This window comes from Hyalangium minutum (assembly GCF_000737315.1).
GTDB lineage: Bacteria > Myxococcota > Myxococcia > Myxococcales > Myxococcaceae > Hyalangium > Hyalangium minutum.
The window spans coordinates 685102-704779 of record NZ_JMCB01000003.1; the positions used below are offsets into that span (position 1 = coordinate 685102).

At 67.6% G+C, this 19678-nt stretch carries 15 protein-coding genes and 1 tRNA gene; 3 read left to right on the forward strand and 13 right to left on the reverse strand.

Annotation, left to right across the window (positions count from 1 at the left end):
• Positions 1-58 precede the first annotated feature (58 nt).
• Together DB31_RS09340 and DB31_RS09345 are read left to right on the forward strand one after the other, a co-directional pair.
• Positions 59-967: a zinc metalloprotease HtpX gene (locus DB31_RS09340; RefSeq protein WP_044185436.1), complete on the forward strand. Its 909-nt coding sequence runs from the start codon at positions 59-61 to the stop codon at positions 965-967.
• Positions 957-1931 (forward strand): TerC family protein, encoded by a 975-nt coding sequence (locus DB31_RS09345; protein WP_052419827.1) that lies wholly within the window; start codon positions 957-959, stop codon positions 1929-1931. The genes DB31_RS09340 and DB31_RS09345 overlap by 11 nt, the downstream gene beginning before the upstream one ends.
• A 6-nt stretch (positions 1932-1937) precedes the next feature.
• Here the strand turns inward: DB31_RS09345 and DB31_RS09350 are convergent, their stop codons facing one another.
• The 7 genes from DB31_RS09350 to DB31_RS09380 all read right to left on the reverse strand — a co-directional run bounded on the left by DB31_RS09350 (position 1938) and on the right by DB31_RS09380 (position 8902).
• The gene (locus DB31_RS09350) at positions 1938-2267 is read right to left on the reverse strand and encodes a YacL family protein (RefSeq protein ID WP_044185443.1); all 330 of its coding nucleotides are present in this window, start codon (positions 2265-2267) and stop codon (positions 1938-1940) included.
• Between the two features lie 199 nt (positions 2268-2466).
• A tRNA-Val gene (locus DB31_RS09355) sits at positions 2467-2538 on the reverse strand.
• A 54-nt stretch (positions 2539-2592) separates the two neighbouring features.
• Positions 2593-2883: a hypothetical protein gene (locus tag DB31_RS09360; protein WP_044185446.1), complete on the reverse strand. Its 291-nt coding sequence runs from the start codon at positions 2881-2883 to the stop codon at positions 2593-2595.
• 22 nt (positions 2884-2905) lie between these two features.
• Positions 2906-3331, reverse strand: a complete 426-nt coding sequence (locus DB31_RS09365) for an SCP2 sterol-binding domain-containing protein (RefSeq protein ID WP_044185449.1) — start codon at positions 3329-3331, stop codon at positions 2906-2908.
• Positions 3332-3342: 11 nt separating this feature from the next.
• Entirely contained in the window at positions 3343-4959 is a 1617-nt protein-coding gene (locus DB31_RS09370; protein WP_044185452.1) for an Hsp70 family protein, read from the reverse strand.
• Between the two features lie 92 nt (positions 4960-5051).
• The gene (locus DB31_RS09375) at positions 5052-7160 is read right to left on the reverse strand and encodes an ATP-dependent helicase (protein WP_044185454.1); all 2109 of its coding nucleotides are present in this window, start codon (positions 7158-7160) and stop codon (positions 5052-5054) included.
• Between the two features lie 50 nt (positions 7161-7210).
• Entirely contained in the window at positions 7211-8902 is a 1692-nt protein-coding gene (locus DB31_RS09380) for a HEAT repeat domain-containing protein (protein WP_240486606.1), read from the reverse strand.
• A 131-nt stretch (positions 8903-9033) separates the two neighbouring features.
• On the opposite strand from DB31_RS09380, the gene DB31_RS09385 reads away from it, so the two are divergent.
• A complete protein-coding gene (locus tag DB31_RS09385; RefSeq protein ID WP_044185461.1) occupies positions 9034-9876 on the forward strand; it encodes a CHAP domain-containing protein in 843 nt (280 codons plus the stop codon).
• 3 nt (positions 9877-9879) lie between these two features.
• Here DB31_RS09385 and DB31_RS09390 read toward each other — a convergent pair whose 3' ends face one another.
• From DB31_RS09390 to DB31_RS51205, 6 genes are all read right to left on the reverse strand, one after another.
• Positions 9880-10299, reverse strand: coding sequence for a helix-turn-helix domain-containing protein (locus DB31_RS09390; RefSeq protein WP_338034291.1), 420 nt, complete (start codon positions 10297-10299; stop codon positions 9880-9882).
• Positions 10300-10483: 184 nt separating this feature from the next.
• Positions 10484-10966 (reverse strand): response regulator, encoded by a 483-nt coding sequence (locus DB31_RS09395; RefSeq protein ID WP_044185468.1) that lies wholly within the window; start codon positions 10964-10966, stop codon positions 10484-10486.
• Positions 10959-13223, reverse strand: a complete 2265-nt coding sequence (locus DB31_RS09400; protein ID WP_083968090.1) for an ATP-binding protein — start codon at positions 13221-13223, stop codon at positions 10959-10961. Before DB31_RS09400 ends, DB31_RS09395 begins: the two co-directional genes overlap by 8 nt.
• A 2-nt stretch (positions 13224-13225) precedes the next feature.
• Positions 13226-16030: a YncE family protein gene (locus DB31_RS09405; protein ID WP_044185471.1), complete on the reverse strand. Its 2805-nt coding sequence runs from the start codon at positions 16028-16030 to the stop codon at positions 13226-13228.
• 289 nt (positions 16031-16319) lie between these two features.
• Positions 16320-17495: a glycosyltransferase family 2 protein gene (locus tag DB31_RS09410; RefSeq protein WP_044185474.1), complete on the reverse strand. Its 1176-nt coding sequence runs from the start codon at positions 17493-17495 to the stop codon at positions 16320-16322.
• A 175-nt stretch (positions 17496-17670) separates the two neighbouring features.
• Entirely contained in the window at positions 17671-19677 is a 2007-nt protein-coding gene (locus tag DB31_RS51205) for a zinc-ribbon domain-containing protein (RefSeq protein ID WP_052419828.1), read from the reverse strand.
• Position 19678: the final 1 nt, after the last annotated feature.

The window sequence follows — 19678 nt, forward strand, 5'->3', positions numbered from 1 at the left end:
ACGAAACATTTCCTATTTGCCGAATTATCCACTGGCCCTTAATTCAAGACCCAAGACCATGAAGAACCAGATCAAGACCGTTGTCCTCATGGGTGCGCTCTCCGCGGTCCTCATCGGGATCGGAGGGGCACTCGGCCAGGGCTACCTCATCCTGGCCGCCGTCATCGCGCTGGCCATGAACGTGGGGGCCTACTTCTTCTCGGACCGCATGGTCCTCGCCATGCACGGCGCCAAGGAGGTGAGCCCCGCGGAGGCTCCCGAGCTCCACCGCAGGGTGGAGGAGCTGGCGCGCAACGCCCAGCTTCCCAAGCCGCGGGTCTTCATCATGGAGGATCCCCAGCCCAACGCCTTCGCGACCGGGCGCAATCCGGAGCACGGGGTCGTGGCGGTGACCACCGGCCTGATGGGCCTGCTCGATGCCCGTGAGCTGCGTGGGGTGATTGCCCACGAGCTGGCCCACATCAAGAACCGCGACATCCTGGTGTCCACCATCGCGGCCACCATCGCCTCGGCGGTGACGTTCCTGGCCAACGCGGCCGGCTTCATCTCCGCGTTCGCGGGCGGCAACCAGGACGACGAGCAGGAGGAGGGCCTGTCGCCTGTCCAGTCGCTCGTGCTCGCACTGGTGGCCCCCATCGCCGCCACGCTCATCCAGTTGGGCATCTCGCGCTCGCGCGAGTACCTGGCGGATCGAACCGGCGCGGAGATCTGCGGCGATCCCGAGGCCCTGGCCCAGGCGCTCCAGAAGCTCGAGCAGGGCGCCCAGATGATGCCCAGCCCGGCGGCCCGGCCCGCCACGGCCAGCCTGTTCATCGTCAACCCGTTCGCCGGAGCGGGCTCCATCCTTCAGCTGTTCTCCACGCACCCGAGCATTCCGGAGCGCGTGCGCCGCCTGCGCGCCCTGGGCGCTCGCCGTGAGCAGCCTTGGGGAGAGCACCACTCTTTAGGGGGACCTCTTGGAACTTGAATCCGTTGGCAGCCCTGCCCTCTGGGCGGGGTTCATCCTTTTCGTCCTCGCGATGCTCGCGCTGGACCTGGGCGTCTTCCACCGCAAGGCCCACGAGGTGCGCTTCAAGGAGGCGCTGTCGTGGAGCGGCGTCTGGGTGGGGCTCGCGCTGCTGTTCAACGCGGGCATCTGGTGGAAGTTCGGCGCCGAGCCCGGTGTGCAGTTCCTCACCGGCTACCTGATCGAGAAGTCTCTCTCGATCGACAACATCTTCGTCTTCGTCATCGTCTTCTCGGCCCTGCGCATCCCCGCGCTCTACCAGCACCGGGTGCTCTTCTGGGGCATCCTCAGTGCGCTGGTCTTGCGCGCGGTGATGATCTTTGCCGGCGTGGCGATGCTCCAGCGCTTCCACTGGCTCATCTACGTCTTCGGCGCGTTCCTCATCTTCACGGGCGTCAAGCTGTTCCTCAACCGCAACCAGGAGGATCACCCGGAGAACGGCGTGGCCATGCGCTGGGCCCGCCGCACCATCCCCTCCACCAGCGAGTTCCACGGCCACCACTTCTTCACGAAGCAGCACGGCAAGTGGCTGGCCACCCCGCTCTTCATGGCGCTGATCCTCGTGGAGGTGACCGACGTCATCTTCGCCCTGGACTCCATCCCCGCCATCTTCGCCGTCACCCAGGATCCGTTCCTCGTCTTCACCTCGAACATCTTCGCGATCCTCGGCCTGCGCTCGCTGTTCTTCCTGGTGGCCGGCATGGTGGAGAAGTTCAGCTACCTCAAGGTCGGCCTGTCCGCGGTGCTCGTGTTCGTGGGCGCGAAGATGACGCTGGTGGACGTGGTCAAGGTGCCGGCCCTCGTCTCTCTGGCCGTCATCGCCGCGCTCATCGGCGGCTCGGTGGTGGCCTCGCTGATCAAGGCGCGCGGCCAGCCCAGCGCGAAGGAGCGCTCGCCCACCCGCGTGGCGCCTGAGGCGCCCTGAGCGGGCTCAGCGGGGGGTCTCGAGGAACCGGAGCCAGGACTGGACCAGCTCCTCGAACTCCCCCAGCGTCAGCTCACGCGCGCGGCCCGGGACGGCGAACTCGCTCTCGATGACCGCGCGCCCCTTCGTCAGGTTCACGTGCCAGGCCTCGCCCTCGGCCAGCCAGCACGAGTGGCTGCCCCGGCGCAGGGCGCGGATGATGTCGAGCAGGCGGCGGCACTGGCGCGAGTCGTTGCGGACCTCCTCGGCCAGGTAGTCCGCGAGGACGTCGTCCGGTGGCTCCGCGAGGGCCGTCACCTGCCCCTCCTGGTTCCATGTAAACCGTACGTTTGGCATCACTCAGCACTCTCCCCCACATTCCAGTGTCGCATGGAGATCAGTCGGTGTTGCCTGGACCGGGAGATCCCTGGAGGGCGTTTGCCGACCAGCGGATACCCCGCGCCGGGCAAATGGCGAGTACCGGGCACAGGGAGCCAGAAAAGGAAGAAGCCGTGAATCCTGGGATTTCTCCCGGACTCACGGCTTCTGTACCGAGTGGGCGCAGCAGGGTTTGAACCTGCGACCCCTGCCGTGTGAAGGCAGTGCTCTACCGCTGAGCTATACGCCCGTGGCGCTGTGCGACGCGGGGGTAAATGCCATCCGCCCCCGCAGGTGTCAAACGCTATTTTCCGTCCGTCTCTTCCGACAGGGTGCCGAGCTTCTCGTCCAGCTCGCGCAAGCGGCGCTTGAGGCTGGAGAGCTTCTTGCCCACCGCCTTGAAGTCGCTCTTGGGGGCGAAGTGGAAGGCGCGCATCAGCTCCTCCTGCCCCTTGTCGAGGGCCTGCTTGCCCCGCTGCACCTTCCCAAGGGCGTTGGCGACCTGCATGGCGCGCTTCTCGTCCGCCATGAGCTTCTCCATCGCCTTGGCTGTGACGCCCAGGGCCCGCTTCTTCAGCTCCTTGCCAATGCCCATTCGAAGATGCCTCCGCGGCCCTTCACCTGTCGTCGATGAACTCCGTCTTCAGCGCAGCGAAGACACGGTCCGCGATGCCCTTGTACCGCATCCGCTCAATGAGCGGCTGGAGATCGCCCTTCACCGAGATGCGGCGCTTGAGCACCGCCTCCACCGGGTCCAGGGTGCCCGCCAGCAGCTCCTTCCATACGGTGTACGAGGCTCGGGCCACATAAGCGGGCTCGAACTCGTCCAGATCGTCCGGATCGTCCAGCACGCGCATCTTCTCGATGCGGCCGTTCTTGGGGACGATGTGGACGACGAAGACCCGGGCCAGCTTGCCGGGCTCGGGGTCCACCACGGCCCCGAAGTCCCCGGTCCAGCCCTGGCCGGCCATGGCGGCCTCGGGGTCCGCGTTGGTCAGCCGCACCGCCTCCTCACACCACTCCTTGGATGGGAACTTCGGCATCGCCTCTCCCGCTACCTGCTGCGGCGGAACACCTTCGAGATGCTCGAGAAGAGGCCGCCCCCCTCCTCGGACTGTTTCGTCTCGGACGGAGGCGGCTCCTTGACGAGCGCCTCTTCAATGGCCTTCTTGAGCGCCTCGGGCGTGTCTCGGGTGGCCAGATCCACCTTCTTCATGCCGTCGGCTTCCTCCACCATCACCTGCAGGAGGCACTCCTCGGTCAGCTTGAAGTCGATCTTCTTCCCGGCAAACGAGGCGGGCAGGCGCACCGTGCCCAGGTACTCGTTGTCGACGATGAGGTCGCTGTCGCCCTGGTAGATGTCCAGCTCGATGAACTGGGAGGTGGCGGGGTTCGGGCCCGGCAGCCGGAAGCTCTTCACCAGGGGAATGAGCGTGTTCTTGTCGATGATGCGCTTGACGCGGTTGTTGGGCAGCCCGTAGCCAATGGGCATGGACACCGCGTCCAGCAGCGTCACCGAGTCGATGCTGCCCAGCGAGTCCGCCAGCAGCGCCGCGCCCAGGGCCACGCACTCGTCCGGGTGGACGCCCTTGCGCGGCGGCTTGCCGAAGTGCTCCTGGATCTTCTGCTGCACCAGCGGCATGCGGCTCTGGCCACCCACGAGGATGATCTCGTCGATGTCCGAGCGCTTGATGCCCTTCTCCGCGAGCACCTCGTCACAGAGCTTGAAGGTCCGGTCCACCAGGTCGCCCGTGAGCCCGTTGAGAATGTCGCGGGTGAGCGGGATGCGCAGGTCCAGCGGCTTGCCCTTGCGCTCCTCGATGAACGGCAGATCGATGACCACGTTGAGGCGCAGGGTGAGATCGATCTTCGCGGCCTCGGCAGCGTTCTTGATGCGCTGCATGGCGATGGGGCTCTTCGACAGATCGATCTTGTGCTCCTCGAGGAACTTCTCCAGCACGTAGTCGATGACGCGGTTGTCGAAGTCCACGCCGCCCAAGAAGGTGTCGCCGCCGGTGGCCAGCACCTCGTAGACATTGCCGGTGAGCTGGAGCACGGACACGTCGAAGGTGCCGCCACCCAGGTCGTACACGAGGATCTTCTGATCCAGGCCCCGGTTGAAGCCGTAGGCCAGCGCGGCCGCGGTGGGCTCGTTGACGATGCGCTTCACGTCGAAGCCCGCCAGCTTGCCGGCTTCCTTCACGGCGTTGCGCTGGTTGTCGTTGTAGTAGGCGGGGACGGAGATGACGGCTTCCTGGATAGGCCCGCCGAGGAACTGCTCGGCGATGGTCTTCACCTGACTCAGAATCAGGCTGGCCACGTGCTCCAGGCTGTACGTCTTGCCGCCCAGCATCACCGCCGCGTCCCCCTCCGGGCCCTCGACGATGTCGTAGTTGAAGTAGCTCTTGAGCTCCTCGACCACCTTGGAGTGGTACTTGCGGCCGATGAGGCGCTTGGTGCCGTAGAGCGTGTTCTTGGGGTTGGTGACCATCTGATCCTTGGCCACGCCGCCGACCAGCATGTCCCCCTTCTGCGACAGCGCGACCACGGACGGCAGGATCAGGTTGCCGCGGTCGGTGGGGACGATCTTCGGGATGCGGTTGCGCACGGAGGCCACGAGCGTGTTCGTCGTGCCCAGGTCAATCCCGATGATGCGAGGTTTGTCCGCCATGGAAATCGAGAGGCGCTGGCCAGGGTAGAGGCAGCGCCTTCTTCTTCTGTACCACGACAGAACGCGGCATGCCTGTTTCTGGCCGCCACCCCTTAGTCCCCTGGCTCTGGCTCGGGCTCCGAGGGGCCCGTCGAACCCCCTCCTGGCAGCGCCTTCTCCCCCCCCATGCGAGGGAGCATCGGGGTCTCCAACGCTTCCAGGATGAGCCGGTCATACGGAGCGTCATCCCCCACCGGCAGCTCCTCGATGAAGCGCGACTGGCGGAGGATGATCCGCGCCCCGTCTTGGGGGTTGGTCGTCAGCGGGTAGATCAGCGCCAGCTCGTCCTTGGCCCGAGTGACGGCCACATAGAAGAGGCGCCGCTCCTCCTCTTCCTCCTCCGGGTTCCGGATGGCCGTGATCATGGGGAAGCGCCCCTCCACCAGCCAGATGACGAAGACGGCCTTCCACTCCAGCCCCTTGGCCTGGTGGACAGTGGAGAGCGTCAGGAACTCGTCCGGCTCCTCACCGGAGATGGCGTCCTCGGCGGAGAACTCGGAGACCAGGGCGATCTCGGACAGGAAGCGCGCCAGGTCCTCGAAGCGGCCGGCGTACTCGGCCAGCTGACGGATGTCGTCCTCGCGGCGCTCCTCGGCGGTGAACTCGGCCCGGAGGTACTCGCTGTAGCCTCCCGTGAGAATGTCTTCGATGAGCTGGCCGGGGGTTCGCGTGGACTCAGGCCGGTTCACCCGGGCCATCATCGCCGTGAAGCGGGTGAAGCCCGACGAGGCCCTCCGTGGCACGTGGCGGCGCACATCCGGGTGGCCCAGCCGCTCGTGGAGGGGCTGTTCCGGCGGGAGGGCCGCCAGGGCCGTCCACAGGGACTCCGCCGTCGCCTGCCCTACCCCGTTCACCAGCTTCACCACCCGCTTGAAGGCCAGCTCATCCCCCGGATGGGAGGCAAAGCGCAGGTGGGCGAGCACGTCCTTGATGTGGGCTTGTTCGAAGAAGCGCACCCCGGAGCGGACTCGGAACGGGATGCCCCGCTTGGTCAGCTCCAGCTGCAGCTCCATGGAGTGGCTGTGCGCCCGGTAGAGCACCGCCATCTCCTCCAGCGGCGTCCCCTCGTCCCGGAGCTCCAGCACACGCTGGGCGACGAACGCGGCCTGCTCGTCCACGTCCTTCGTGGGCACCAGCACCGGCTTGGCGCTGCTGGCGCGCTCCGCTGTGAGCTTCTTGGTGAACTGGCGCTGGTTGAACGCGATGGAGGCGTTGGCCAGTTGGAGGATCTCCGGCGTGGAGCGGTAGTTGCGCGTCAGCGGGTACACGCCGCACCCCGGGTAGCGCTGGGGAAAGTCGATGATGTTCGTGAAGTCCGCGCCCCGGAAGCTGTAGATGGACTGGCAGTCGTCCCCCACCACCGTCAGGTTCTTCCGCTCCCCCACCAGCAGATCCACCAGATCGCCCTGCAGCCGGTTGGTGTCCTGGTACTCGTCCACCAGCACGCACTGGAAGCGCTCGACGAGCTGCGTGCGCACCGCCTCGTGCTCGGCCAGGAGCCGCTTGAGGTGCAGCAGCAGATCGTCGAAGTCCATCAGGTTCATCTGCAGCTTGCGCTGCTGGAAGCGCACCGCCACCGCCAGCACCTCCTCCGCCAGCGGCAGGAACTGCGGCCGATCCTCCACCAGCACCTGCGACAGCGAGCGCTGCAGGTTGATCGCCGTGGACACCAGATCCAGCACCACCTCCGCCCGGGGAAAGCGCCGCTCGCGGGAGATCTTCCGCTCGGCCACGCACGAGGCCATCAGATCCCGCGCGTCCTCCCGGTCCAGCACCGTGAAGGACTGGGAGAACCCCAGGTTGTGCGCGAACTGGCGCAGCAGCGTGTGCGCCGCGTGGTGGAAGGTGCCGCCCAGGAGCTTGCGCACGTCCACGAAGCCGCCCGCCAGCTCCTCCACCCGCCGCGTCATCTCGCGCGCGGCCTTGTTGGTGAAGGTGAGCAAGAGGATGCCCTCGGGAGGCACCCCGCTCTCCAGCAGCCGCGCCACCCGGAACGTCAACGTGCGCGTCTTGCCCGAGCCCGCCCCCGCGATCACCAGCGCTGGCCCGTCTCCCGCCTCCACGGCCCGCAGCTGCTCCTCGTTCAGGAGCCCCGCGTAGTCGATCCGCAGAGACGGCTTCGTGCCCTGCGGGACCTTCAGCGTGTAGGTGCGAGTGGCCATGAGCCCTCGGACTCTAATGCCCACTCAGCGGGCGGGCAGGGAAAATCCGTTCAGTCTCCGCGGGCCGACAGTGCGCTCAGCCGCGCCGCCGCCACCGAACGGACCTGAGGAGAGGGATCGCGATCCCTCGCCAGTTCCAAGAGCAGCGGGGCCAGCTTCGGCAGCTTCGTCCCTACGGCCTCCAGCGCCGCCGTGCGCTCCTTCACCGCCTCGGTCAGGCGCTCGCGCACCTGCTGATCCCGGCACAGGCGCACGCTCGGGTTCTGCTCGCGCAGCAGCAGCTCCGCATCCGCCAGCCGCGCCTCCGAGAGCTTCACCGCATCCGCCGCAGCGCGCTCGAAGCTGTTGAGATCCTCGGGGAATTCCGTGGCCTCCTTGCGGGCCTGGGCGATGGCCTCGACCGCGAAGCGCGCATTCTCCGCCGCCGCGCAGAGCTGCCGGGCGGACGCCAGCGGCACCCCACCCTCCGAAGACACCACCTCCTCCTTCGCCAACCCATGCGCCCAGAGCGCCAGCTGCCGCGCCGCCACCGCCGCCGAGAACGACTGGCGCCGCTCCTGGCGGATCTTCACCCACCGGCGGAGCACCACCGGATCCGGGTTCCCGCTGTCGTAGGAGCGCTGGTACTCCGTCGAGGCCTGCTCCAGCTGCCCCGTCAGATCCAGCAGCGCCGCGATGGTGAGGTACACCTCCGCGCTCCCGGCGCGCTCGCGCAGGCTCTCCAGCCGCATCGCCACCTCGTACTCGGCCACCGCGCGCGGCAGGGCCCGCAGCACGGTCTGGAGGCTCTCCAGCGCGTAGAGGCGGATCAGCGGATTGCGAGCGGTACGGAATGCGTTGAGCAGCGGATCCAGTGCACGCACGGAGACGTGCTGCCCCAGTTCCTCCGCCGCCTGCCAGCGATCCAGCGGATCCGTCGACCCGAGCGCCTGCTGCAGATCGCCCAGATCCCTCAGGTAGAAGCCCACGGACGACGCCTGGGCCAGCGGCTCGCGCGACGCCAGCGCCTCACGGGCTGCCTTCGCCCGGGCCAGCCGCGCCGGGAAGTCCGCCAGCTTCGGTCCCAGCGGATGCGCCTTCACGCGCGCCTCGGCCTCCTCGATGAGCCCCGAGACCAACAAGCCCTCCACCTCCATCGAGAGCAGCAGCGCCTTGGCCTCCTCGCGGTGTTGGCCCGCCGGGAAGTCCTTCAGGTACGCAAAGAGCTTCGTGGCCCCCGAGGCCTTCGCCTGGGCAAACATCTGATCATCCAGCCGCGTCTCCATCTCCTGCCGCCGGGGATCATCGCCCGCCTCGCGCAGGAAGGCCGTGAGCCGCTTCGGATCGTCCGCCGTGGACAGCTCCTGGCGCTCGGCCTCCGCCAGCAGCGCCCGGGCCTCCTCGCGGTGGGCTCCCTCGGGGTGCTCAGCCAGGAACTGCCGCCACGCCGAGGCCGTGCCCGCCTCCTTCGCGGCGTTGAAGCGCAGGCCCTCCAGCAGCGCGCCCGCCGCACGCGCCTGCGTGGCCTCCGGGTAGGCCTCCAGGAAGCGCTTGTAGGCCAGCACCGTGTGGAGCTTCTGCGCCTGCGTGAACTCCAGCTCCTCGAGGCGCGCCTGCGCTGGCTCGGCCATGTCGTCCTTCGGGTGCTCCCGGAGGAAGTCGCGGTAGGCCTCCGCCGTGTCCGCGTCCTTCGCGCGCTGGTACGCCTGGGACGCACAACCCGTGAAGAGCAGACAGACGGCGAGTGTCAAGAGCCTGGGCATCACTCCCACCATTATCCCACCGCTCCCCAAACCGAAAACCCAAGCCTCGACGCCCGGTTGTCTGGGTAGGTTTTTTGACGACACAGCCCACCGGCACGACCATGTAGCAGGTGGACTTACACGGAGGGCACATGAGGAACATCGCGCTGCTGGCGGGGCTGGTGTGGCTGACGGGATGCGCTACGGGTGCCGCGAGGGCGCCGCTGGGCGGGCAGATGCTCTTCGAGAGCTACCGCTACCGGCCGGCGACTCCGGCGGCCTCGCCTCGTCCCATCCCCGAGTCCGAAGAGGACGAAGCGCCCCCCACCGCGATCGCCGAGGCCCCGAATCGCGATGCCTCCAAGCCGAAGTCCCCTCCTCGCGTGGCCAAGCCCGAGAAGCGCCGCACCCAGCCGGTGTCGAGCCCAGGCACGGCGAAGGATGCGCGGGAGACGGTGCTGAGCGCGGCGCGCGGGCTGGTCGGCAAGCCCCAGGTGAAGGTGGGCGGCCGCTCCTACCCCAGCGACTGCACTGGGCTGGTGGAGGCCGTCTACTCGCAGGCGGGCATCTCGATGAAGAGCGGCTCCAAGCCCGGCGACAACGGCGTCACCGCGCTCTACCGGTACGCGCTGAACCACGGCCGTGTCTACAACGGCGGCAAGCCCACGCCCGGCGATCTCGTCTTCTTCCGCGAGACGTACGATCAGAACAAGGATGGCCGGCGCAACGACGGGCTGACCCACGTGGGTATCGTGGATCAGGTGGACGCGGACGGCACCGTGACGGTGATCCACCGGGTGAAGCGCGGCGTGGTGCGCTACCGGATGAACCTGTCGCAGCCCAAGGTGGGCAAGGATCCGAACACGGGGAAGATCCTCAACGACACGCTGCGGGCTCCGGGCGGGGGGAAGGCCTTCGCGCGGACCGGGCAGCTGTTCGCCGCTTACGCCAGCGTGCTCCCCTCCCCCAAGCCGGTGGTGGTGGCGCAGCGGTAGGGCTCAGGCCGCCGCAGCGGGCTTCTTCCCCTTCATCCGCCGCTCCACGAGCGAGGCCACGATCAGCTGCACCAGCCGCAGCTGCGAGCGCTCGAGCCGGCTCAGGCGGCGCATCAGGCGGCGGACCTCCGGCGTATCTCCCAGGCTTCGAGGGACCTTGAGGTCCACCCCCGAGGCCTTCGTCTTGGAGCGGCCCACGGGGGAGAACCCCAGCAGCTCATGCGGGCCGCTCTGGAGCGCCAGGCAGAGCCGGAAGAGCGTGGGCACGCTGGGGAGCAGCTTGCCGCGCTCCATGCGCCCATACACCTCCGTCACCGTGCCGATGGTCTCGGCCACATCCGCCTGGGTGAGCCCGGAGCGCAGGCGCGCCATCCGCGCCGCATTGCCGAGCGTGGTCCGAATTCGCTGCTCCTGCCGCCGCAGGTCTCTCTGATGAGAGGACGAGGTGCGACGGCTGCCATTGCTTTGAGAGGATCCCGAGAGGGCCAGTGCTGTCTGAGTGCGTTTCATTTCACCTGCCTTGAGGACGACACAGGCAAGGTACGCCGGGCACTCGGAACAGGCCGTACCACCAAAGGAGTACGACCCACCCGTCGGGTCGGCTTCGCTAAGAGACTCCTGGCTCTGTGAGCGTGCGCACGAGCTTCTGGAGCGCGCCCTTGTCGAAGGGCTTGCGCAGCTCCTTGAGCACGTGCGCGCCCGCGAACTCCTTGTCCATCTTCTCCCAGGAGAAGTCGGAGAAGGCCGAGCACAGCACCACCGGCACCGAGGGTGCCACCTGGTGCAGGCGCCGCAGCGTCTCGTAGCCGTTCCAACCCGGAGGCATGCGGTAGTCCAGGAAGACCAACGCATAGGGCCGGCCCGCCGCCTGGGCCTCCTGCACCTTGGCCAGCCCCTCCTGCCCCTGGAACGCCGAGTCCAGCTCGATGGGCTCGCTGGAGTCCCCACCCGAGGACGGCGCTCCGAAGAGCGACGCCTCCATCTGCGACAGGTCGTCCAGGTCCTCCGCCTTCGGCGGACACAGGAGCCGGGCGAAGTCCTTGTGGATGTCCTCGGAGTCGTCGATGACCAGGATCCGCCGCTTATGCATGAGAGAGTCCCTCCTGTTGTTCGGGGGTATAGGGGAGCTCCAACCGGAAGGTAGCGCCCTTGCCGAGCCCCTCGCTGTGCGCTGTCAGGGTGCCGCCCATCTCCTGGGCCGCGAGCGCGCTGGAGTGCAGGCCGAAGCCGTGCCCCTCCTCCCGGGTGGTAAAGCCGTATTGGAAGATGCGGGTGAGCATCTCCGGCGCGATCCCCATGCCGTTGTCGCTCACCTCGAGCCGGAAGCGCCCTTCGGCCGGAGGGGTCAGCCGGATCGTCAGGATCCGCTCGCCCTCGGGCCGTACCTCCAGCGCATACTTGGCGTTGCTGATCAGGTTGACGAGGATCATCAGCAGCTTGTGCTTCTCCGTGAGGACGGGAGGCAGGTGCGCCAGATCCCGCTCCACGTCGACGCCATGACGGGTCAGCGCGGCATGGTTGATGCGCAGCGCATCCTCCACCAGCTCCGAGAAATCCACGGTCTCCACCAACTTCTGCGGCGTGCGGGCATAGCGCTGCTGCAGCTTGACGATGGTGCCAATGTGCTCGGTGTGGCGGCTGAGCTCGGCGAGCAGGTTCTGGATCTCCTGGCGCTCCGACTGCAGGTGGGTGCCCAGCCGCTTGAGGAAGGGCACGGCGTTGCGGCCCCGCTCGTCCTTCGAGAGGAAGTTCCCGAGATCGCCCTGGTGCTCCTCGAGCAAGGAAGCCACCTTCTCCACGCTGTCGATCTTCAGCCCGCCCAGCCGCTCCCGGGCCACCACCGCCGAGGTGAAGACGCTGTTGAGCACGTTGCCCACGTTGTGCAGCACGTTGGTAGCGATCTCGGCCCGGCCCACCTGCCGCGCCGTCTCCACCAACTGCTTGTGGACCTCCTGCAATTCCTTGGTGCGCTCCTCCACCCGCTGCTCCAGGCCCTCGTTGGCCTGCCGCAGAGCTTCCTCGCGCTGGTGGACCTCGTGGGCCATCAGCTCGAAGGCGTTGGCCAGCCGCCCCAGCTCGTCGTCGCGCGAGGACTCCAGCTTCACCTGGAAGTTGCCCGTCGCCACCTGGTCCGCCGCTTGCGTGAAGCCCACCAGCGGGCGGGTGATCTGCTGCCGCAGCACCCAGAACATGATGCCCAGCTCGATCAGCAGCGAGCACATGCCGAACAGGAGCACGTAGCGCGCCACCTGGAAGGCGGCCGAGGACACCACGCTCTCGGGCAGCACCGTGACGAAGGTCCACCCGGTGCCCTCCAGCCGCCCCACGGCGACGTACAGCTCACGCTCCGGCAGCTCCAGGACTCTCTGCTGGGGCTCACGGGCCTTGACGCGCTCGAAGATGGTGCGCAGATCCGCGCGCTGCGCCCCGGTGCCCGGCTGCTCGAAGACCTGCTCCGGCGGCCGGGGATCGTTCAGCAGGTTGTAGGGCGCTGCCCCGCTCTTCACCTTCAACAGCGGGTGGGCGATGAGCTGCCCGTCGTCCCGGAAGAGGACGTTGTAGCCGCCGGGCAAGTGGTCACCGATCGTCCGGTGCATCAGATCGGCCAGCAGCACGTCATGGTTGAACGTGGCGACATGGCGGCCGCCCACGTCCAGCGGCGTGGAGACCGTGACGAACCAGATCTTCGAGGGCGGATCCTCGTAGATGCCCGTCCAGAGGGACTCCCGCTTCGGGTTGGCCTCCGGCTGCGAGAGCTTGAAGTACTCCATGGACACCCACGAGAAGGTGGGCTCCAGGTCCTGGAAGTAGGTCGGCCCCTCCGGGAAGTACCCAATGATTGGACCCTCCGGCAGCGTGACGCCGGTGCTCGTGAAGCGGACATGGAAGGCGGGCCCGTACTGGGAGACCACCTCATAGGACGCCAGGATCCGGCGGCGCAGCTCGGCGTCCAGCGGCACTCCCTTGGGAACGAAGACTCCTGGCATCTTCCTGCCGTCGAAGCCCTGGGGGTTGTTGCGGATCGTCCCATCCGGCAGCGCCGAGAACAGGCGCTCGAAGGCGGCGGTGGGATCCTGCTGGCTCCAGGCCTCGAGCCGCTCCGCCAGGGCCTGCTTGAGGACAGCGTGGTTGTCCTGCGCGAGCACGAAGATGGCCTGCTCCCGCTGGGTGCGCTCGGCCACCGTCCGCTCCATCTGCACGAGGGTCTCGTCGCGGAAGGAGCGGAAGATATGGAGATAGCTGACCAACGTGGTCAGGGCGATGATCACCCCGATTCGCACGCCCATGCGGATGAGCGTGGAGCGAGCCAGCGACCCTGGAGCCTTGACGGCAGGCACGCGACTCATCCTCACGGCTTGCTGGAGGGATTGGCGGGATCGGTCCCAGCCGCCCACTCGTCACCGTCGAGCGCACCGTCGAGATCCCGATCGATGCCCATGCGTACGCCCGAGCCCGGCGGCACGCAGGTGAACGTCAGCGCGCCGATGCTCTCGGCCACCGAGGTGCGGAGGCTCATATCGGCGACATGGGGCTGTGCCTGCCGATCGCTCGCGAACAGCCCACCGCCCAGATAGAGGAAGCCCACCTCCAGGCCCAGGATCCGTCCCTTCGCCACCAGCTCGCACTCCCCCGCCTCCGCGCGCTGCTTGAGCAGCAGGATGCGAGGGCCCACCACGAACGCATTGGTGGCCGTGAGCGTCACTTGCTGGCCGACGATGGGCGCCAGGTTGTTGTCGAAGGCGAACATGAACTGCTCCATATCCTTCTTGGCCTGGGTCCCCTCGGGCGTGAGTGGAATACCAGGCTGGTTGAAGATCGGGTCGAAGTCGAAGCCGCTGTTGAAGAGGAACAGCGTGGGGATGGCGCCATCACTGTTGTAGCCAATGCCGCGGACCTGATCGCCCAGGAAGGGATCCTCGCCCACCGAGCCGAAGCCGAAGCCGGCGCCGAACATGCCGACCTTTTGGTACATGTTGCGCAGGTGCGGCACCTTGGGGAACAGCGGCTCCGCGTCCCAGGACGAGCGCCCATCCGTCCCGAAGAAGCCCTTGAAGCGGCCCTTGCTGGCGTTGGCGTTGGGATCCAGCGTGTGGCACGCGGCGCACGAGCCGTGGAAGAAGCTCGTGACGTTCATGAAGAAGTCCTTGCCCGCCTGCTGGTTCGGCGTGAGCGAGTTGTCCAGGTTCCGGATCGGGTTGGGCGGATACATGATCTGGAGCGCGAAGTCGGTGAACTTCTGCAGCTCCGCGGGGCTGAGCTGCGCGCTGCGCCCGAGCAGATCCTTGAAGGCCGGGTTGAACTGCTTGAAGGCCGCCTCCTCGTTGAACGCGCCGCTGTCCGGCTGTGCGCTCGGTGCGGTGTCACCGCCGTTGCGATCGCCGCGCCAGTGCATGGGGCCGTGGTTGGCCATGCCGCGCAGGCTCTGGGTCGCCAGGGGGCCCTTCAGCGGGTGGAAGCGGGTGTCCTGACCGAATGTCGGGTCGTTGCCGAACTCGGGCAGCACCGGGACGATGGGGCTCGGGTTCGTCTTCACCAGCGCGTCCGGGTTGCCGAGATCCCACGTGAGGCTGTCGAAGTCCCCGAAGATATGGCAGCTGGCGCACGACGAGTCGCCATGGCTGGAGCTGTTCTTCGCGTCGTAGAGGAACCGGCGGCCCTCCACCACGCTCGAAGGCTCGGGGTTGTACATGGGGAGGTGCGAGATCTCCAGGCGGGTGACGGTGTTGATGACGGAGATCGCGTTGTCGAAGCGCGTCAGCACGTACAGGCGCTGGCGCGACTCATCCAGCACCATGCCGGTGGGGCCGCCGCCGCTCACGGTGATCTGGTTCGTCGTGCTCGGCACGAAGGTGTTGGCCTCGAGCGCCGCCGTGGCGTACACGCCGATCTTCGAGGAGCCGAAGGCCGCCACATACAGCGTGCTGCCATCCGAGCTCACCGCCATGCCCAGCGGCTGCGCGAGGCTCTTCTCGTTCTCCGGGTTGGGGATGGGCGCGCAGCAGGTGCTGTAGTTGATGTGCTTGTTGAGGTGCCGCGGGGTGACGGTGGCGTTGCTCGGGTTCAGCACGGTGATGCGGCTCTCGTGCAGGTGCCCGCGCAGGCTGCTTCCGGCGAAGGTGCCGGGGCCCTCGAAGCGCAGATCATTCCGGCCCTCGGTGTTGCTGACGTAGACCTTCCCGTTCACCGGATTGACGGCCATGTTGAACAGGATGGTGCCCACGCCGGTGAAGAAGCCGCTCGGGTTGGGCACCGGCGCTGGCGGGTTGGAGAAGGCGCTGATCGCGAACACGTCCTTGTCCGGCAGCGAGAAGCGCACCTTGCTCGTCCACGGGCGGCCCAGCACGTCCACCCAGTCCTGGCCGTTGTACTTGACGATGACGGAGACCTCGGGACCCGGAGCGCCCTGCACGTTGACGTTTGGACCTGGGACACCTCCCACGGCCTCGCCGCCGTTGGGGACGATGCTCTCGTGGAGCACCGTGGTGCGGTTGCCCGAGTGGAACGCGGCCGCGTAGACGCGCGAGCCATCCGCTGTGACCGCCAGCGCCCGCGGCGTGTCGCTGAACAGGTTGACGATGGTGAGCGGCGTGCCGCCCAGCGTGTTGCCCAGGTTGTCCGCGTCGAAGACCCAGACGTCGGCCCGGCCGACGCCCGGCGTGGTCAGCTGCGGATCAAAAGGAGCGTTCTGCCCGCGGTGGGCCGCGGTGATGAAGGCGCGCCGCTTCAGAGGCCCGGCGAAGACGATGTCTCGCGGCTCATCCCCCACCAGCAGCGTCCGCGCGACGGCCCCGTCCTCCCCGTCCAGGTCGAAGCGGACCACGCTCACGCTGTCGGACAGGTGGTTGACGACCCAGACCTCGGTGTCACTGCGAGCAGCAACCGCGACGGGCTCCAGGCCCACGGGCACCGACGAGCGATGAACGAGGCCGGTGTTCTCCACCTTGTAGATCTCCAGGCGGTTGTCCGGCGTGTTGACGGCGAAGAGGAGCCTTCCGTTCGGAGAGAGCGCCAGCGGCCGGACCTGACCACTCTCGAAGAGGGTGAACCCGGCGGGAGCGGGTGCCCCGTGAGCGGCTGCCAGGCCAGTGAGCAACATCCCCACGAGAACTGCTCTCGAGACCTCTCGGCGCAAGGCCAGACTGCGGGCGTTCATGTTCTCGGCATCCCCTCTCGGCGCAGTAACAAAGACGTATGCTCGATTTGTAATAATTTGAGCATATCAAATGCTGCACCTACGAGGAGAAGCTGTAAATACGGGCGATTGTTTTATGAAAGAGAAAAGGATTGGACTTCAGGACAGGTCCGTTTTCACCCAGCCCTAAAGTACCTCTCCTTTTTACTTCTCGTCAAAGCCCCCCAGCGGAGCCGATGCCCCCACGCAAAAGAGCCCCTCGTGCGCGAGGCACGAGAGGCTCCGGCTCAGCTCGCGTGTGATTTCAGGCTCAGGCGCGGGCGGTACGATCCCACGCAGCCTTCTGCGCATTGCGCAGGAAGCGCCAGAAGCCCACGACAATGGCCATGTTCATGGTGACGAAGTAGTAGGCCATGGAGGCGATGCGGCGCCCGGTGCCCTTCAGCACGCCTGTCTTCCCCAGGTAGGCCAGTGCGTAGAACAGCACCTGGGTGAAGAGCGTCAGCCGGTAGAACACGCTGTCGAGCAGGAACAGGTTGGCCAGCAGCGCCACCGCCATGAGCGCCGGAGCGCACCAGCGCAGCAGCTTGTGGGACCAGAAGGCGAAGGCCGGGAAGCCCGCCGTGGGCAGCAGCAGCCCCGGCACCATGCGCAGGCTCTGGAAGTTGCCCGCGGCGATGCGCGCGCGGCGGCCGAACTCCTTGCCGTAGTCCTCCGTGGTCTCCTCGTGCGCCACCGCGCCGGCCTCGTAGACGACCTTGTAGCCCTGCTCGAGGATGCGCAGCGGGATGACGAAGTCATCCACGATGGTGGACGGCGGCAGCTGCGTGAAGAGCGTGCGGCGGATGGCGTACAGGCCGCCGTTGGCGCCCACCACCGCGCCCCGCTTGCCCTCGTAGAACTTGATGAGCGACTCGTAGTTCCAGTAGGCGCTCTCCTCGTAGTCCTTCTTCGTCGGGTTGTAGAGCCGCAGCTTGCCGCAGACCGCGCCCACGTCCGGGTCCTCGAAGTGCTTCACCAGGGCTTGAATGGCCTCCGGCTCGATCATCGTGTTGGCGTCCGAGAGGACGATGATGTCCCCCTTCGCCGAGGGGATGCAGCGGTTGAGCACCGTCGTCTTCCCCGCGCGCGGCGCCGGAGACAGGCGCACCCGTGAGTCCGTGCACGCCCGGACGAGCTCATCCGTGCCGTCCGTGGAGCCATCCGAGCCGATCACCACCTCGAAGCGGTTCGCCGGGTACTTCAGCGCCAGGCTGTTCTCCAGCTTCTGCCGGATGCAGCTCGCCTCGTTGTAGGCGGCCACCACCAGGCTCACCGAAGGCAGCGGCGCGGGCGTGCGCTCTGGGAGCTGCCTCTCCCCTCTCCGCATCGCTCGGAGGTTGTGGAACACCTGCGCCACACCTTCGAACACGAACAGCCACAGTGGGTAGAAAAAGTACGTGTGTAGGAGCAGCAGTGCCGCGCACCAGAAGAAAACCACCGCCATGACCCTCGCCTCCCCATTCCCAAATCCCGATTCCGCGGTTCGAGAATCGGACAGCAAGGGGTGTGCCGACGGTACAGGGCTGCTCATCCCTCTCAGCCCACAAGGCAGGGACCCCGGAGGGCCGTGCAACGCTGAACTTTCTCCAGCCCTCCGAGGACAGGGAACTGAAATCCAGTCAGGGCGCCGGCGCCGAGGCAGCCCGCTTCTGGAGCTTGGGTGCGAGCGTGTGGTTCGGGTTGAGCGCCACCACCGTGTTCAGCAAGGTCTGCGCCCCCGCCCGGTCATTGAGCCGCAGCGCCATCCGAGCGCCCAGCACGTAGGCGCGGAAGAAGGTCTTGTCCTGCTGGCGCACCCGGGCCAGGGCGTCACTCAGCTCCGGCAGCGCGTTCACCGGCGAGGGCGCGTTGAGGGCGTACTCCACGCGGGTGACGACGCTCCAGAGGGGCGGGGACTCCAGCTTGCTCAGCCGCTCCGCCAGGGAGATCGCCAGGGGATTTCCCCGGACGCCTGCGTACACCGCCTGTGCTTTCCACCGCGCCACCACGTCCGCCGAGGGCTCCGTCTCCGGGGCCGCGCGCAGGCCAGGGATCAGCTTATCGAGCTGCTGGGTCAGCTCCAGGGAGGACACCTCGAGCGGCTTCCTCTGGCCTCTCAGCGCGGACAGCTCCTGCTTGTGCGCGTTGACGCGGCTCTGCCAGTCGACCGGGGACTTCTTCGTTTCCAGGGCGTTCATCTCCTGCTGGATGCGCTGCACCTCCAGGTCCAGGAACTCGGCCTCGGCCTTTATATCATCCAGCTGCAGCGAGAGCCCCACCACCAGCTCGGCCTGCGCCTCGGTGAACTTCGGATACTGAACCGTGAGGCCGCGCAACATCTCGATGGCCTGCTGCCGGGAGCCAGCATCGTCCCGCCGCAACAGGCTCACCGCCTGATCCTTGGCGGCCAGCGCATCGCCCGGCAGCTCCGTGCCGCGGTTGCGCCAGACGGGATACGACAGCCAGGCCGTGAGCCCCAACGCGACGATGGCCGCGAGGATGAGCAGCACCCGCTCCTTCCCACCGCCCGTGGACGGCTCCGGGGCGGCGCCCGCGCGCGCGCCCGGGCTGGAGACCATCATCTCCGGGGGCAGCTCGACGGGAGCGCTGTGGCGCGAGGAGGCGTGAGGGCCGCTGCGTGCAATGGGGGCCTCCTGCTGCGGGAATGGCGGGAGGTTGGCTCCCGGCAGCGCGGCGGGCTCCTCGGGGAGTGCGATGGAGGGAGCGGCTCGGGGCGGAGCCGGCGCGGGACCGGGCTCGGACAGCCACGGCGTGGAACTCCCAGCTTCCTTCGCCTTGCGCGCGGCCTGGACCTCGGTGGAACCGAATGTCTGGGTGGTGGCGGTCGTCGCCAGGGGGGCCCCTGAAGGGACAGCACCGAAGACCTGCGTCGTCGACGGCGAGGGAGCCTTGGCGGCCACGGCTGCGGAACCGAACACCTGCGTGCTGGCCGGCGAAGCCTCCTGCGGAGGGGCCGGGACCGCGCCAAAGACCTGCGTCGTGCTCGCGGGAGGAGCGGCCTTCGAGGCGACCGACGCAGCGCCGAACACTTGAGTCGTCGCAGCTGAAGGGGGCTTGGCGGCGACAGAGGCCGAGCCAAACGCCTGCGTCGTGGCTGGAGAGGGCGGCGGCTGTGTCACCGCGCCAAACACCTGGGTCTTCCCCGCGGCAGGCAGGGGCGCGCTCTCCACTGGGCCCGGTCGAAGCGTCCCGGAGCCGAAGACGGGTGTCCCCGGGGGCGTTGGAATCACCCCCGAGCCGAAGCTCGGGGTTCTGTCCTGCGACGGGGGCGGCGCCACTCCCGTGCCGAAGGAGGGCGTCCGGTCCGGCGGAGGCGGAGCGCCCGAGGCTCCAGGGGCCGGAATGGCGCCGTAGACCTGCGTCGTGCTGGTGCTGGGACCCGGCGGCTTCCCGAAGGCGTCGAACGGACTCCCGAAGACCTGGGTGCTCGTCCCCACCGCCGAGCGAGGAGCATCGCCCTTGGGCTTCGCCCCACCCTGCGCCTGGTTCGGGACGACCACCTCACCCGAGGGCAGCGCGGTGAAGACGTAGTTGCAGCGCGTGCACTGCACCGAGGCCCCCGACGGTGGCAGCAACCGGGGGTCGAGGTCGTACTGCTTCGAGCACTGGGGGCAGGCGATCTGCACG

Coding starts and splice junctions, on each gene's coding strand:
- DB31_RS09350 (WP_044185443.1), bottom strand. CDS start 2,267: ATGCCAAACGTACGGTTTACATGGAACCAGGAGGGGCAGGTGACGGCC.
- DB31_RS09410 (WP_044185474.1), bottom strand. CDS start 17,495: ATGGCGGTGGTTTTCTTCTGGTGCGCGGCACTGCTGCTCCTACACACG.
- DB31_RS09370 (WP_044185452.1), bottom strand. CDS start 4,959: ATGGCGGACAAACCTCGCATCATCGGGATTGACCTGGGCACGACGAAC.
- DB31_RS09380 (WP_240486606.1), bottom strand. CDS start 8,902: ATGCCCAGGCTCTTGACACTCGCCGTCTGTCTGCTCTTCACGGGTTGT.
- DB31_RS09360 (WP_044185446.1), bottom strand. CDS start 2,883: ATGGGCATTGGCAAGGAGCTGAAGAAGCGGGCCCTGGGCGTCACAGCC.
- DB31_RS09365 (WP_044185449.1), bottom strand. CDS start 3,331: ATGCCGAAGTTCCCATCCAAGGAGTGGTGTGAGGAGGCGGTGCGGCTG.
- DB31_RS09375 (WP_044185454.1), bottom strand. CDS start 7,160: ATGGCCACTCGCACCTACACGCTGAAGGTCCCGCAGGGCACGAAGCCG.
- DB31_RS09395 (WP_044185468.1), bottom strand. CDS start 10,966: ATGCATAAGCGGCGGATCCTGGTCATCGACGACTCCGAGGACATCCAC.
- DB31_RS09405 (WP_044185471.1), bottom strand. CDS start 16,030: ATGAACGCCCGCAGTCTGGCCTTGCGCCGAGAGGTCTCGAGAGCAGTT.
- DB31_RS09400 (WP_083968090.1), bottom strand. CDS start 13,223: ATGAGTCGCGTGCCTGCCGTCAAGGCTCCAGGGTCGCTGGCTCGCTCC.
- DB31_RS09385 (WP_044185461.1), top strand. CDS start 9,034: ATGAGGAACATCGCGCTGCTGGCGGGGCTGGTGTGGCTGACGGGATGC.
- DB31_RS09340 (WP_044185436.1), top strand. CDS start 59: ATGAAGAACCAGATCAAGACCGTTGTCCTCATGGGTGCGCTCTCCGCG.